The 13,531-nt window shown below is 63.2% G+C and carries 13 protein-coding genes; 3 read left to right on the forward strand and 10 right to left on the reverse strand.

The window, feature by feature from the left end:
* From AC1D0Z_RS10615 to AC1D0Z_RS10650, 8 genes are all read right to left on the reverse strand, one after another.
* The coding region (locus AC1D0Z_RS10615; RefSeq protein ID WP_477658211.1) for a methyltransferase at nt 1–1,203 on the reverse strand (1,203 nt) is incomplete at its 3' end.
* 259 nt (nt 1,204–1,462) lie between these two features.
* Complete coding sequence (locus AC1D0Z_RS10620) at nt 1,463–2,041, reverse strand: hypothetical protein (RefSeq protein ID WP_477658212.1); 579 nt, start codon at nt 2,039–2,041, stop codon at nt 1,463–1,465.
* Nucleotides 2,042–2,069: 28 nt separating this feature from the next.
* On the reverse strand, nt 2,070–2,543 hold the full coding sequence (locus AC1D0Z_RS10625; protein ID WP_477658213.1) for a hypothetical protein: 474 nt from the start codon (nt 2,541–2,543) through the stop codon (nt 2,070–2,072).
* A 194-nt stretch (nt 2,544–2,737) separates the two neighbouring features.
* Nucleotides 2,738–4,144 (reverse strand): efflux transporter outer membrane subunit, encoded by a 1,407-nt coding sequence (locus AC1D0Z_RS10630; protein WP_477658214.1) that lies wholly within the window; start codon nt 4,142–4,144, stop codon nt 2,738–2,740.
* 30 nt (nt 4,145–4,174) lie between these two features.
* Entirely contained in the window at nt 4,175–7,408 is a 3,234-nt protein-coding gene (locus tag AC1D0Z_RS10635) for an efflux RND transporter permease subunit (RefSeq protein ID WP_477658215.1), read from the reverse strand.
* A gap of 33 nt (nt 7,409–7,441) precedes the next feature.
* Nucleotides 7,442–8,680 carry an efflux RND transporter periplasmic adaptor subunit gene (locus AC1D0Z_RS10640; RefSeq protein ID WP_477658216.1) on the reverse strand — a complete coding sequence of 413 codons (1,239 nt, stop codon included), beginning with the start codon at nt 8,678–8,680 and terminating at the stop codon, nt 7,442–7,444.
* A 45-nt stretch (nt 8,681–8,725) separates the two neighbouring features.
* Entirely contained in the window at nt 8,726–9,586 is an 861-nt protein-coding gene (locus AC1D0Z_RS10645; protein ID WP_477658217.1) for an alpha/beta hydrolase, read from the reverse strand.
* On the reverse strand, nt 9,586–9,939 hold the full coding sequence (locus AC1D0Z_RS10650) for a hypothetical protein (protein WP_477658218.1): 354 nt from the start codon (nt 9,937–9,939) through the stop codon (nt 9,586–9,588). The genes AC1D0Z_RS10645 and AC1D0Z_RS10650 overlap by 1 nt, the downstream gene beginning before the upstream one ends.
* Before the next feature lie 80 nt (nt 9,940–10,019).
* Between AC1D0Z_RS10650 and AC1D0Z_RS10655 the strand changes: the two genes are divergently transcribed.
* Nucleotides 10,020–10,946 carry a LysR family transcriptional regulator gene (locus AC1D0Z_RS10655; protein WP_477658219.1) on the forward strand — a complete coding sequence of 309 codons (927 nt, stop codon included), beginning with the start codon at nt 10,020–10,022 and terminating at the stop codon, nt 10,944–10,946.
* A gap of 194 nt (nt 10,947–11,140) precedes the next feature.
* A complete protein-coding gene (locus tag AC1D0Z_RS10660; RefSeq protein WP_477658220.1) occupies nt 11,141–11,341 on the forward strand; it encodes a hypothetical protein in 201 nt (66 codons plus the stop codon).
* 17 nt (nt 11,342–11,358) lie between these two features.
* Here AC1D0Z_RS10660 and AC1D0Z_RS10665 read toward each other — a convergent pair whose 3' ends face one another.
* Entirely contained in the window at nt 11,359–12,300 is a 942-nt protein-coding gene (locus tag AC1D0Z_RS10665) for a DUF808 domain-containing protein (protein WP_477658221.1), read from the reverse strand.
* A gap of 204 nt (nt 12,301–12,504) precedes the next feature.
* Nucleotides 12,505–12,852, reverse strand: coding sequence for an ElaB/YgaM/YqjD family protein (locus AC1D0Z_RS10670; RefSeq protein ID WP_477658222.1), 348 nt, complete (start codon nt 12,850–12,852; stop codon nt 12,505–12,507).
* A 331-nt stretch (nt 12,853–13,183) separates the two neighbouring features.
* Here AC1D0Z_RS10670 and AC1D0Z_RS10675 point away from each other — a divergent pair, with 331 nt between their 5' ends.
* A complete protein-coding gene (locus tag AC1D0Z_RS10675) occupies nt 13,184–13,363 on the forward strand; it encodes a hypothetical protein (RefSeq protein ID WP_477658223.1) in 180 nt (59 codons plus the stop codon).
* Nucleotides 13,364–13,531: the final 168 nt, after the last annotated feature.

The raw sequence follows: 13,531 nt of genomic DNA on the forward strand, positions 1-13,531 counted from the left end.
CGCCGCATGCAGCGCATCGCCGGCGTCCGAGGCTTTGGGGTGATGCGGCTGCGCATCCAGCCGGTCCACGACCTTGAGGCCCGCCGCATCAATCGCCGCCAGCAGCCAGGCGCGCGTGCGCAGGCCCAGGTGCTCGGCAATATCCGACAGGATCAGCCAGCCCTCGCCCTTCGGCTCCAGGTGCGCAGCCAGCCCATTAAGGAAACCCAGCAACATGCGGCTGTCTTCGTCGTACACCGCATGCTCGACAGGCGAGCCGGGCCGCGCCGGCAACCACGGCGGGTTGCAGACGATGATGTGCGCCTTGCCTTCGGGGAACAGGTTGGCCTCGCGCACTTCAATCTGGGGAAAACCCAGCCGCTTGAGGTTGTCGCGCGCGCAAGCCAGCGCGCGCGGGTCCTGGTCAGTGGCCACCACGCGCTGGATGCCGCTGCGCAGCGCCAGCACAGCCGCCAGCACACCGGTGCCGGTGCCGATGTCAAACCCCGTCAGGTCCTCGGTGCCTTCAGGCACGGGCGCCTGCGCCACCAGGTCGATGTATTCGCCGCGCACCGGCGAGAAAACGCCGTAGTGCGGATGGATGCGGTTATGCGGCCCGTCTTCACCGAGCGCGGGAATCGGCACGCCCTTGCGGCGCCATTCATGGGAGCTGATGAAACCCATCAGTTCGCGCAGCGATGCGACCGAGGGAACCGTTCCATCCCGGGCCGGTCCCCAGGCTTCGGCGCAGGCCTTTTTGGCATCAGGCGCGCGGCGCAGCGGAATCGAATAATCGCCATCGAACGGGATCAGCACCATGCCCAGCACGCGCGCACGCTGCGCCTGGGCCTGGCGGTGCAGGTGAAAGGCTTCGGGAAAGACGGGCRCGGCTGCGGCTTGCGCCACGGCGGTTTCGCCAGCCGGGGTGTCTTTCACACGCTTGGTGCGTTTGGGCTTGGCGGGCTTGTCAACGCGGCGCGCCAGGGCCTGCAGCAACAGGCGCGCATTCTGGAAGTCACCGCGCCAGAGCAGGCCCGTGCCTTCACACGCCAGCCGGTAAGCCGTGTCGGCCGCCATGCTGTCGTCGGCAACCACCACCTTCTTCGGTGGATTCGCACCGCGCTCAGACCGCCAGCGCGCCGAGTAGGCAACGTTGCCCTTGCCCTCGGTCCAGTGGATAAGGGGATGGGCGACGGCGGTGGAAGGGGTAACGGTAGAAGACATCAGTGGCAGACAAAGGTAGACGGTGAAAAGCGGAGGAGAACCGGGTGTTTTAACAGATGCACCCGCTGAAAGCACTGCCAAAGCCCTTTTAGGGCCGCCGCAGGGCTCCAGAAACGCAAAAACGGCCCCGAAAGGCCGCTTTTACCCATGAAAAGTGGCTGCAACCCAATAAGGACGGGCGCTACCAGCTATCAATTATATAGCATGTAACGATCCGCCGGCAGGCACTTGCGGAGCCGCATAGGCACCCTGTCAAGGTTCAATTAACCGCCTTTCCAAACAATCGAATGCTCATGTCACCGATGGCGGCAGGCGCAGGCCTGTACTGTGTCCCGTTTTCCGAGCGGACCACACCATCAGCCTCCGTACCGGCCGCAACAACAATGTAGCGAGCAGCTTCGGGCAAGGTTACGCGCCCATACAGCGACGAACGCCAGAAGCCGCCTGCGCTTTGCCTGCCGGTCACCGAAACAGCGCCGATCAGCCGCAAACCGGCATCGTAAAGATAAAGCCGTGGGGCCACCGCGGTGGCTTTTGGCAAGTAGTCCGTCGATAAAAAGCTCTGCACAACCGCCGCCGTGACGACGAAGCCGTCAGGCACGCTGATCCCGAACACATGGCCCGCGCGGCCGTCCAGAGTTAGAACAGGCGTGGTTTCGGCAAAAGCGAATTCGACATCCTTTCCGAGTGCTGCAGGCTGGAATGTGTAGTCGGCCACGGTGACGCAGCAAGCCGTTTTACCAGGCGAATACTGACCMACCAGCGGCTGGCTGGTGCATGCCGATAAAAGCCCACTCAGGCCGAGTAGCGCGGGCAAGACAAAGCGCGCTGCACTCAAGGAAAACCGGCTGAAAAGAGCGGGCGGGCTAGTCAACACGTTTCCCCGTTCCCAGTTCTTCCATCCAGACCTCTTTCCTGTCCGCCGAAAGAATGCCTTTGACAACATAAGTCTTGTTGCTTTCCAGATTGACGTTCAATAGGGTCCGCTCCGCGGAATACAGCGTGGAAGCATTCATCATGGCTTGTATGGGTGCCCCGTAGTCGACTCGGGCTTCCAGTTTCAGCGTCGAAATCTGTGCAGGAAGATCGCGGCTAAACGCCGATGGCGTCAACGAAAAACCACGCCCGTTGTTGGCCGCCCGTGTTTCCATCAATACCGTCGTGACACTCTTGCCGTTAACTTCGCTCAAATAAAAAAACTGTGCGCGGCTTCCTGATTCAGACATGGCACTGTCCTGAATCGTGGCGATCGGGCCGCTGTAGTCTTTCGGCAGCGGATTTGTAGCGCACCCCATCAACAAAAATGCACAAAATGTGCTCCAACCCAAAACTCTCTTCATGTGATTTCCTCCCGTGTTAGCCCCTTGCCGGGGTCGCACTATGGTACTCACAGTTCAAGGCAATCCTTGAGACATTCTTTCCACCAGCCGACTGACTGGCCCATTGATGCGCTGGGAAGCACCATGAAAAAAGCGACTCCCCGGCCATCACAGCCAGGAAGTCGCTTCAACGGGACGCCGATCCCGGTCGACGATCAGACCCAGCCGCCACCCAACGCCCGGATCAGCCCCACCGTTGCCAGGTACTGCGCGGTCTTGACCTGCAGCGCCTGACGGCGGTTGCGCAGTTCACTGCGCTGGGCGTCCAGCAACTCGAGCTGGCTGACAAAACCGTTGCGGTAGCGTGAATCCGACAGCACGGTGGCGCGCGTGGCCGAGGCGACCGAGCGCGACTGCGCCTCGGATTGCTCGGCCAGCAGGCGCAGGGCCGAGAGCTGGTCTTCCACGTCCTTGAAGGCGACGAGGATCTGCTCGCGGTAGTTGGCCAGGGCGATGTCGAGTTCGGCATTCGCGTTCTGCACACCGGCGCGGCGGCGTCCGCCGTCAAAGATCGGCAGCGAAAGCAAGGCGCCCACACCCCATGCCTGGGTCGAGACCTTGAACAGGTCCTTGATCTCGGGTGCGGCGTAACCGGCATTGCCCGTCAACGAAAAGGTCGGGAACCAGGCGGCCTCAGCCACGCCTACGCGGGCCTGCGCGGCCTGCATGGTGCTTTGCGCAGCCGACACGTCGGGGCGGCGCTCCAGCACGGTGCTGGGCACGCCGGCCGGGATCACCGGCAAGGCAGTCGACCATTCAGCAGGCGCGACGGCAAAGTTCGACGCCACCTCGCCTACCAGCACAGCCAGGGCATGTTCCAGCACGGCGCGGCGCTGGTCGAGTGCCAGTGCATCGGACTCGGTTGAGGCGACCTCGGTGCGCACACGGGCCACGTCCAGCTCGGCCACATCGCCCTCCTTGAAGCGCACTTCCGTCAGGCGCAGCGTGTTGCGGTAGGCCTGCAGCGTGTCGCGCACCAGCGTGCGTTCGGTGTCGAGCGCGCGCAGGTTGAGGTAGGTCTGCGCCACATCGGCCTGCACCAGCAGCTGGGTGCTGCGCAGCAACGCTTCGCGCGATTTCGCGTCCAGCGATGCCGCGTCCGAGTTGAGCGACAGCTTGCCGATCAAATCAACTTCATACGAAAAATTGGCGGCGGCCGTCACTGTGGTCTGCGCGACGCGATTGGTCGTGATGTTGCTCTGGCGCACGGCGCCCCCGCTCAAGCCCACTTGCGGCAGATGGTCGGCATCGGTATTGCGCAGGATGGCGCGCGCCTGGGCCAGCCGCCCCGCGGCCACCTTGACACTGTTGTTGTTGGCGCCGGCCTGCTCAACCAGCTGGTCGAGCACCGGGTCGGCGAACGCCTTCCACCAGGTGCCTTGTGATTGCGCAGCCGTGGGTGCAGGCGCCGTCGCGACGGCGGCAGCGTTTTCCTTGTAAGCCGCTGGCGCAGCGGGAATGCTCGCCGGGTCAACCGACGCGCTGGTGGCGCAGCCGGCCAGCACCAGGGCGGCCAGCAAAGGCAGCAGCGCGGTGCGCAGTTTGGACGTTGTATGGTTCATGATGAACTCCTGTACCTTTGATGCTTGTTGTTATTCGTGAAGCTTGAGGGGCGCTGCCGGCTGCGCGTGCGCGCCTGCACCGCCACTGCCCGCGAAGGCTTCGACGTGCGGTACTTCGCCATGCAGCTTGAGCGGACGGTTGCCCGTGAGGCGGCGCAGCGTGACGTAGAACACCGGCGTGAGGAAGAGGCCAAAAGCCGTCACACCAATCATTCCCGAGAACACGGCCACACCCATGGCATGGCGCATTTCGGCGCCAGCGCCGGAGGACAGCACCAGGGGCAACACGCCCATGATGAAAGCCAGCGATGTCATCAGGATGGGGCGCAGACGCAGGCGGCTGGCTTCGATGGCGGCCTGCAGCGGCGTGCGCCCGGCAAACTCCAGCTCGCGTGCAAACTCCACGATCAAAATCGCGTTCTTCGCCGACAAGCCCACCAGCACGATCAAGCCGATCTGCGTGAAGATGTTGTTGTCACCGCCCGTGAGCTTCACGCCCAGCATGGCAGCCAGCAGGCCCATGGGCACGATCAGCACGATGGCGATCGGCAGGGTCAGGCTTTCATACTGCGCGGCCAGCACCAGGAACACCAGCAGCAGCGCCAGCGGAAACACCCACATGGCCGAGTTGCCGGCGATGATTTCCTGGTACGTGAGGTCCGTCCACTCGTAGCTGATGCCGGGTGGCAGCGTCTCGGCTGCAATGCGGGCGACCGCATCCTGCGCCTGGCCTGACGAATAGCCGGGCGCGGCGCCGCCGTTGATGTCGGCCGACAGGAAGCCGTTGTAGCGCATGGCACGTTCGGGGCCAAAGCTGGGGGTGACCTTCATCAGCGCCGACAGCGGCACCATTTCACCTGTGGCCGAGCGTACCTTCAAGAGGCCGATGTCCTCAGCGCGGGCGCGGTAAGGTGCATCAGCCTGCACCCGCACGGAATACGTACGGCCGAACTTGTTGAAGTCGTTGGCGTACAGGCTGCCCAGGTAAATCTGCATGGTGTCGAATACGTCGGTCACCGGCACGCCGAGCTGGCGCGCCTTGGTACGGTCGATGTCGGCATACAGCTGCGGCACGTTGACCTGGAAGCTCGAGAACATGCCGGCCAGTTCAGGCGTCTGGTACGCCTTGGCCATGAAGGCCTTGGTGGCGGCGTCCAGCGCGGCATAGCCGAGCGAGCCGCGGTCTTCCAGCTGCAGCTTGAAGCCGCCGGTGGTGCCCAGGCCCTGCACGGGCGGCGGCGGGAACATGGCGATAAACGCTTCCTGAATGCCGCCGAACTTGCCGTTGAGCTGGCCGGCGATGGCACCTGCACTCAGGTCGGCGGTGGTGCGCTGGTCAAACGGCTTGAGCGAGAGAAACACGATGCCCGAGTTGGAGCTGTTGGTAAAGCCGTTGATCGACAGGCCGGGGAAAGCAATCGCGTGTTCCACGCCGGGTTGTTTCATGGCGATGTCGCTGATCTTGCGGATCACGTCTTCGGTGCGGTCCAGCGTGGCGCCATCCGGCAACTGGGCAAAACCGATCAGGTATTGCTTGTCCTGCCCGGGCACAAATCCGCTGGGCACTGCCTTGAAGAGACCTGCCGTGGCCAGCACCAGCACCAGGTACACACCCAGCATGATGGCCTTGCGCGAGATCGCACCTTTGACACCGCGGCTGTAGTTCTCAGAACCGCGGCTGAACAGGCGGTTAAAGCCCGCGAAGAAGCGGCCGAACACCTTGTCCATGCCGCGGGTCAGCGCGTCTTTCGGTGCGTCATGGCTCTTGAGCAGCAAGGCGGCGAGCGCCGGCGACAGGGTCAGCGAGTTGACGGCCGAGATCACCGTGGAGATCGCGATAGTCAGCGCGAACTGCTTGTAGAACTGTCCCGAGAGGCCCGTGATGAAAGCCAGCGGCACAAACACGGCAATCAGCACCAGGGCAATGGCGATGATGGGCCCCGACACCTCTCGCATGGCGCGGTAAGTGGCGTCGCGCGGACTCAGTCCCGCCTCGATGTTGCGTTCGACGTTCTCCACCACCACGATGGCGTCGTCCACCACAATGCCGATGGCCAGCACCAGCCCGAAGAGGCTCAGCGCGTTGATCGAAAAGCCGAACAGGTGCATCACCGCAAACGTGCCGATGACGGAAATAGGCACAGCCAGCAACGGGATGATGGAAGCGCGCCATGTCTGCAGGAAGATGATCACGACCAGCACCACCAGGGCCACGGCTTCGAGCAGCGTATGCACCACGGCCTCGATCGACGAGCGAACAAACTGCGTGGTGTCGTAGACGATTTCGTAGTCCACGCCTTCAGGCATGCTCTTTTTCAGGTCCTTCATCACGGCCTGCACATCGTCGGAGATCTGGATGGCGTTGGAGCCTGGCGCGGCAAACACCGGCACGGCCACAGCCTGCTTGTTGTCCAGCAGCGAGCGCAGGGCGTAGTCAGAAGCACCGAGCTCCAGGCGCGAGATGTCGCGCAGGCGCGTCACGGCGCCGCCCTTGTCGGTCTTGACGATGATGTCGCCGAACTCTTCTTCGCTTTGCAGACGGCCTTGCGCATTGATGGACAACTGCATGTCCACGCCGGGCAGGCCGGGGGATGCGCCCACCACACCGGCGGCAGCCTGGATGTTCTGCTCGCGGATGGCGCGCACCACGTCGCCGGCGGACAAACCGCGCTCGGCCACTTTTTGCGGGTCAAGCCAGACGCGCATCGAATAGTCACCCGAACCGAACAGCTGCACCTGGCCCACGCCGTTGATGCGCGCCAGGCGGTCCTTGACATTGAGCACCGCGTAATTGCGCAGGTAGGTCATGTCGTAGCGGTCATTGGGCGAGAGCAAATGCACCACCATCGTGAGGTCGGGTGAACTCTTGATGGTGGTGATGCCGAGGCGGCGCACTTCTTCGGGCAGGCGCGGCTCGGCTTGCGAGACGCGGTTTTGCACGAGTTGCTGCGCCTTGTCGGGGTCGGTGCCCAGCTTGAAGGTGACGTTGAGCGTCATGATGCCGTCGGTCGTGGCCTGGCTGCTCATGTAGAGCATGCCGTCCACGCCGTTGATGGATTCTTCCAGCGGCGTGGCCACAGTTTCGGCGATCACCTTGGGGTTGGCGCCGGGGTAGTTGGCGCGCACCACCACCGTGGGCGGCACCACATCGGGGTATTCGGCAATCGGCAGCGAGCGCAGCGCGATCAGTCCGGCAATGAACATCAGCAGCGACAGCACGCCGGCAAAGATGGGCCGGTCAATAAAAAACTTGGATAGATTCATGGCGATTCTTCTTGTTCAGGTGTCAAGGCGGGCTCAGGACTTGGCCGCGACCTTCACGGCTTTTTCGGTGAGTTCCGACTTGGCGGTCATCTCGACCGGCTGCGGTGTGATCAGCGCACCGGGGCGGATGCGCTGCAGGCCGTTGACCACAATGCGTTCGTTGGCGGCCAGGCCGCTCTTCACGACACGCAGGCCATTAACGGAAGCGCCCAGCGTGACCTCGCGATACATCGCCTTGTTGTCCGCGCCCACCACGAGTACAAACTTCTTGTTCTGGTCAGTGCCGACGGCGCGTTCGTTGATCAACAGTGCCTGGCCTTTCGTGGCCTGGCCCATGCGGATGCGTGCGAACTGGCCGGGAATCAGCTGGCCGTCCTTGTTGTCAAAGACGGCGCGTGCGCGCACGGTGCCGCTTCGCGCATCCACCTGGTTGTCGACCAGCTGCAGCTTGCCTTCAAACGGCGTGTCGGCGCTGGCGGCGGTACCCATCTGCACCGGGATGCGGTCCAGGTTGCGGCCGCCTGCGATACCGGCGTTGGTGCCCTGCACGTCCTTGAGCGCCTTGACCACGACCTGCTCGTCGGCGTCAAAGCTTGCATAAATCGGGCTCACGGACACCAGCGTGGTCAGCACGGGTGCGCCCGGGCCTGCGGCCACCAGGTTGCCCACCGTCACCTCCAGCTTGCCAACGCGCCCGGCCACCGGCGCGCGAACCTGCGAATAGCCCAGGCTCAGCTGCGCCGTTTGAAGGGCGGCCTGCGCAGCACGCAGGTTGGCCTCGGCCTCACCCTTGCCGTTGGTGCGCTCGTCAAATTCGCGTTTGGAAATGGCCTGCTCGCCCCACAGGCGCTGCGAGCGCTCGTGTTCACCCTTGGCCTGGGCCACGCGGGCCTGCGCTGCGGCTACCTGGGCTTCAGCGCGCGCCACCTCTGCGGCATACGGCGCCGGGTCAATCGTCAGCAGCAGGTCGCCTTTTTTGACCAGCGCGCCTTCACGGAAGTGCACGGCCTGGATGGTGCCCGCCACGCGCGAGCGGATGTCCACGCGCTCGACCGCTTCCAGCCGGCCTGAAAACTCGTCCCAGGCGGACACGTCGCTTTGCACGACAGTGGCCACTGACACGGGTGTGGCCTGCGGCTCGCCGGGTGCGCCGGACTGGGCACGCGTGCCCGAAACGCCAAAGATGGCGGCTGCCACGCCCGTCAGTGCCAATACGGCTACGACGGTTGCCAGTAAACGGCGCTTGTTGTTTTGCAAATGGATCGATGCCATGGTGAAACCCCTCAAAAGAAAAATGAAGAAAAAGAACTGTGAAATTCAGGAATGGGTGGCGTGCGCAGCCAGCGCATCGGCGAAAAAGCGGGTGTACTGTTCGTGCAGGATGGGCGCCCAGGCGGTCTTGTAGTCGCAAGGCTCCAGGTAGCTGCAGGGCCAGCCGGTGGGAACCGGCAATACGGTGTCATGTGCCACCAGGCCCGCAGCGCGCAACCGTGCGGCATAGGCCAGCGTTTCGTCGCGCAGCGGATCGTCCTGCGCAGTGACAAGCAGCGTTGGCGCCAGGCCTGCCAGGCGGAATGCCGCGCCGGGTGCCGCATAGGGATGGCTCGCGTCTTCGGCCCGCGGCAGGTATTTGTGCCAGCCGTCAGCCCAGGTGCAGCCGACCGGTCCGGCTTCGGCATCGCGCAATGAAGCGGTGGCAAGGCAAGGGTCCAGCATGGGCGACATYAAAATCTGGCCCGCCAGCGCCGGCTCGTGCTGGTCACGCGCCATCAGCGCCACCGCGGCGGCAATATTGCCGCCGGCCTCTTCACCGGCCACAAAAATCGGTGCACCGGCGCCTACCAGCTTGTGGCGGGCCTTGGCGGCCCAGACCAGCGCGGCGTAGCCTATTTCGACAGCGTTGGGAAAGGGGTGCTCGGGCGCCAGCGGGTAGTCCAGGGACATCACCACCGCGCCGGCCTGCGCCAGCRGCCCTGCTACGCAGGAACCGCCCTCCAGGGAGCCGCCCACAAACGCGCCGGCGTGGAAATGCACTACCAGTGGAGAAACCCCGGTGGTGCTGCGGCGGCCGTAAAAGCGCACGTCCAGCGGCTTTTTCAGCGCCAGCTGGATCTGCTTTTCCACCCAGGGAGGGGGGGTTTTGTCTGCGCCTGCGGGGACGGGCTGTGGGCTGTTCATCATGGCGAGCCGCGCGCGGCTCCTCTTTGTTGCAATGCAGCAGAAGATACGCGCGGCGGGTCGCTTAATAAATAGCCGTTTTGTTTATACTTTATTTCACCAGTGCAACAATGAGGGGTAGCAAGCAGGCCTTTCCTCTGAAAATCACCCTCCCCCATGGCGCCTCCCCTGAACATACGAGCGCGGAGTTTCGTGCTTCCCTTGGGGGCAAGGTCAATCGCGGGCAGGCAATCCCGGAAGGTTTTCAGGGCTATTTCGCATCCGGCACCTGAACTTGCCCGGATGGTCACAATCGCGCCTCGCTGTTTTTTCTGCCGGCCTTCCTTGGCAAGGGGCGCCTCTTCGGCAACCACTTTATTTCCTCAGCCTTCCTTTCAGCATCGGCCACCAGGTAGGCACCCGCCGGCGTACTTCAGCACAACAGGACTCTTTTATGGATAAATTTTCCGCAATGCAGGCCTTTGTACGGGTGGTGGAGGCCGGCACGTTTACCAAGGCGGCAGATTCCATGGGCATGCCCAAGCCCACGGTGACGCGTTTGATCCAGACACTGGAGCAGTCGCTGGACACGAAGCTGCTCAACCGCACCACACGCAAGGTCACCGTGACGGCAGACRGCGCCGCCTATTACGAGCGCGCCGGCCGCCTCCTGGGCGAAATGGAAGAGCTCGAGTCAAGCATGTCGCGCGCCAAAGCCAGTCCGCGCGGCCGGCTCAAGGTGGACATTCCCTCTTCACTGGGCCTGGCGGTGGTGATACCGGCCCTGCCGGACTTTTATGCGCGTTATCCGGACATCCAGCTGGAGCTTGGCGTGAGCGACCGGCCCATCGACATCCTTGCAGAAAATGTCGACTGCGTGATCCGCGGCGGGCAGATCACCGACCAATCGCTGGTGGCGCGCCGCATTGGCGAGTTTTACCTGATGTCCTGCGCTTCACCCGCCTACCTCAAGCGCCATGGCGTGCCACAGCATCCAAGCGAGCTGCAGGCGCACAAGCTGATCCGCTATTTTTCGCCGCGCGACGGCAAGCTTTACACCGTTAACCTGCAAAAGGACGGCGAAGTCGTGGAGATCGGCGGACACCACCAGCTGTCGGTCAATGATTCGAACGCGGGTGTGGCGGCAGCGCTGGCGGGCCTGGGCATCCTGCAGACGCTCACCTTCCTGGTCCAGCACCACATCAGCAGCGGTGCGCTGGAGCCGCTGTTTAACGGCTGGTGCTCAGAGGCCAAGCCCATCCACGTCGTTTACCCACCCAACCGCCACCTGAGCAACAAGGTGCGCGTGTTTGTCGACTGGATCGCCGACCTGTTTGCCAAACACGACCTGATACAGCGCAAGAGCAGCCTGCCGGGATAAACGTGGGCGCGTAACGCGGCTTTGCCTTGTGGCGGGGAGCATGGGTGCCTCCTGCCTTTCCTACACCCGCCGTCCCTTGCAGACTACACCGCAAGACACGCGAGGGGCTTAAGGTCAACGATGTCTGGTGCTTTGCATCTCCTGTGCACCTCAGTACATCAACCCTTTTTTCTTCCCCTCCGCGAAGGACACCCATGCCAAGACTTCAAGTTGCTGCGCCTGATACCGAAAACCGAAAGGCACTGGAGCGGCGCGCGCGGGAGGCGGCCATGCCCCCGCCGCCTCGTGAAAAAGCCCGCTGGCCATTTCCCGTATCAGACGACCAGCCCGCCGGCAAGACCGAAGGCCGCCGTGAAGAGTCCGACAAGCCCGCGAAGCCTGGGAAGTCCGGCTAGTCTTCGGCAAGGGTTGATCAGCGGCTCGCCAGGATTCGCTTGGCCAGCATGACAAAGGCCAGCACCACCGCGCCTGCGACCAGCCCGGTCAATGCGTCCATCAGCAATGGGATGACTGCTGCCAGCAAGGCCCCGGCTCCACCGGTTGCGGCCGCTTGTTGCGCGAGTGTTTCAATCGCGTGATGCAGTGGGGCCAAACCGTGCGTCAGGATGCCGCCGCCCACCAGAAACATCGCGACGGTGCCCGCTACTGAGAGAGCTTTCATGAGCCAGGGTGCCGTCAGCAGGATAGCCCGGCCCGCAGCGCGCTGGAGCTTGCCCCAAGTGCCGCCTCCATCGCGCTGACTGAGGTAGAGCCCGCCGTCGTCCAGCTTGACGATGCCTGCCACCAGGCCATAGACGCCTGCCGTCATCAGAATGGCGATGCCTCCCAGCACAGCCACCTGCGTCACGAACGGGCTGGCCTGCACCGTGCCCAGCGTGATCGCAATGATCTCGGCCGACAGGATGAAGTCGGTGCGCACCGCGCCCTTGATTTTGTCTTTCTCAAGCGCCAGCACATCCACCTCGGGATTGGCCAGTGCGGCGGTCAGCGCTTCGTGTTCGGCCGCCTGCTCATCTGCGTTGTGCATGAATTTGTGTGCGAGTTTTTCAAAACCCTCATAGCAGAGGAACGCGCCACCCACCATCAACAGCGGCGTGACGGCCCAAGGGATGAAGGCGCTGATGGCCAGCGCAGCCGGCACCAGGATGGCCTTGTTGACAAAGGAGCCTTTGGCCACGGCCCAGACCACCGGCAACTCCCGGTCTGCCTTCACACCCGAGACCTGCTGGGCGTTGAGCGCCAGGTCATCACCCAGCACGCCTGCCGTTTTTTTTGCCGCTACCTTGGARAGCAGTGCCACATCGTCAAGGATGGTGGCGATGTCGTCGATCAGTGCAAGAAGGCTGCTGGCCATACAGGGGTTCCGTGTGTCGGCGCACGGCCGAAAGAGAGTAGGCAAGTTGCAGAGGCCGGGCCCGGCCAATTCGGAGCCGGCAAGATCCGGCGCCGCAGTTGAGCCTTGTGATGGCGCCGAAAGGGAAGGCCTACTTTACCCAATTCGGCGCAACAAAAAGCCGCCCTGCGGCGGCCTTGGCCAAATACCTGTACAGGCAGACGCTCAGCGGGCAGTCAACCGACCCAGGATAAAGCCCAGGGCAAGCGCGGCCCCAACAGCCTCAAGGGGTCTTTCCTGTACCCAGGATTTCGAGGCATCAATGGCCCGCCCTGGTGCTTCAGTGACCCTGCGCGTCTGGTCGGCAAACCGGTCCGCCACATTGCCCGCACCGCTGGCCAGCTTGTCGACGCTTTCGTGCGCAGCGGAAGAAGCCCGGTCTACGGCACTGCGGGCCGGCTCCGCCACCTTGTCAATGCCGCTATGAAGCGCAGCCCCTGCAGATTGGACACCGCGCTGCAGGGGGTTGTCGGTACCTGAAGTCGTATCAGGGGAGGCTGTAGTTTTGTCCATGGTGCTTCTTTCAAAAAAATTCCGCAAAATACCTCTGCGATTCCTCTGTATCCCGGCGATGACCGGTGTGTGGTATCCGAAGGCGTGTGCTGACATTAAGCGGTGACAGACATGCGAACTGTGCGCAGCCGGATACGCTGCATGTAGGACAAGAGAGTGTTGTGCCCGCCGCGCGCTTGTCGGCCCGCACTGACAGGAAAAAGGCCACTTGGCTTGGCAGCTCCCTGGTGCTGTTGCCCGCATCATCGTCCTRAATCACACGCCCAAGGCATCCAGGCCAGGCACCATTGATGAACGCCCTTTACGCTTTTGAAACCCAAGGAGAAGCACAATGCCCAGGATTGGACGACCCGCCCTTAAAACCGGCGCAGCAGACAACGGCCAGCCGCGTAACGGCCCACCCGAGGAGGGACTGGATGAGGACGACGCACTGGAACTGCCGGTCGAGCCCGACGAGGGGATGCCGCTGATTCCTGATGATGATGAGCGGGTGGTGAATGTGCCGTCTTGAGATTGCGCTCTTGAGGCTTGGGTTGCGCGGGGAAGGGCCCTCTGCTGAGGTTGTTGGCCGGGGGTTGCCCGGCATGCAACTCACTTTTCTTTGCTTCGCCAAAGAAAAGTAAGCAAAAGAAAGGCGACCCTGGTTCCTGCGTCCCTCCGCTTCGCTGCGGGCAACCTG

This window comes from Polaromonas sp. P1_E3, from assembly GCF_056405935.1.

Excerpts from the sequence above, each read along its gene's own strand:
- AC1D0Z_RS10625 (WP_477658213.1), bottom strand. The coding sequence starts at position 2,543 with ATGAAGAGAGTTTTGGGTTGGAGCACATTTTGTGCATTTTTGTTGATG.
- AC1D0Z_RS10630 (WP_477658214.1), bottom strand. The coding sequence starts at position 4,144 with ATGAACCATACAACGTCCAAACTGCGCACCGCGCTGCTGCCTTTGCTG.
- AC1D0Z_RS10635 (WP_477658215.1), bottom strand. The coding sequence starts at position 7,408 with ATGAATCTATCCAAGTTTTTTATTGACCGGCCCATCTTTGCCGGCGTG.
- AC1D0Z_RS10640 (WP_477658216.1), bottom strand. The coding sequence starts at position 8,680 with ATGGCATCGATCCATTTGCAAAACAACAAGCGCCGTTTACTGGCAACC.
- AC1D0Z_RS10660 (WP_477658220.1), top strand. The coding sequence starts at position 11,141 with ATGCCAAGACTTCAAGTTGCTGCGCCTGATACCGAAAACCGAAAGGCA.
- AC1D0Z_RS10670 (WP_477658222.1), bottom strand. The coding sequence starts at position 12,852 with ATGGACAAAACTACAGCCTCCCCTGATACGACTTCAGGTACCGACAAC.
- AC1D0Z_RS10675 (WP_477658223.1), top strand. The coding sequence starts at position 13,184 with ATGCCCAGGATTGGACGACCCGCCCTTAAAACCGGCGCAGCAGACAAC.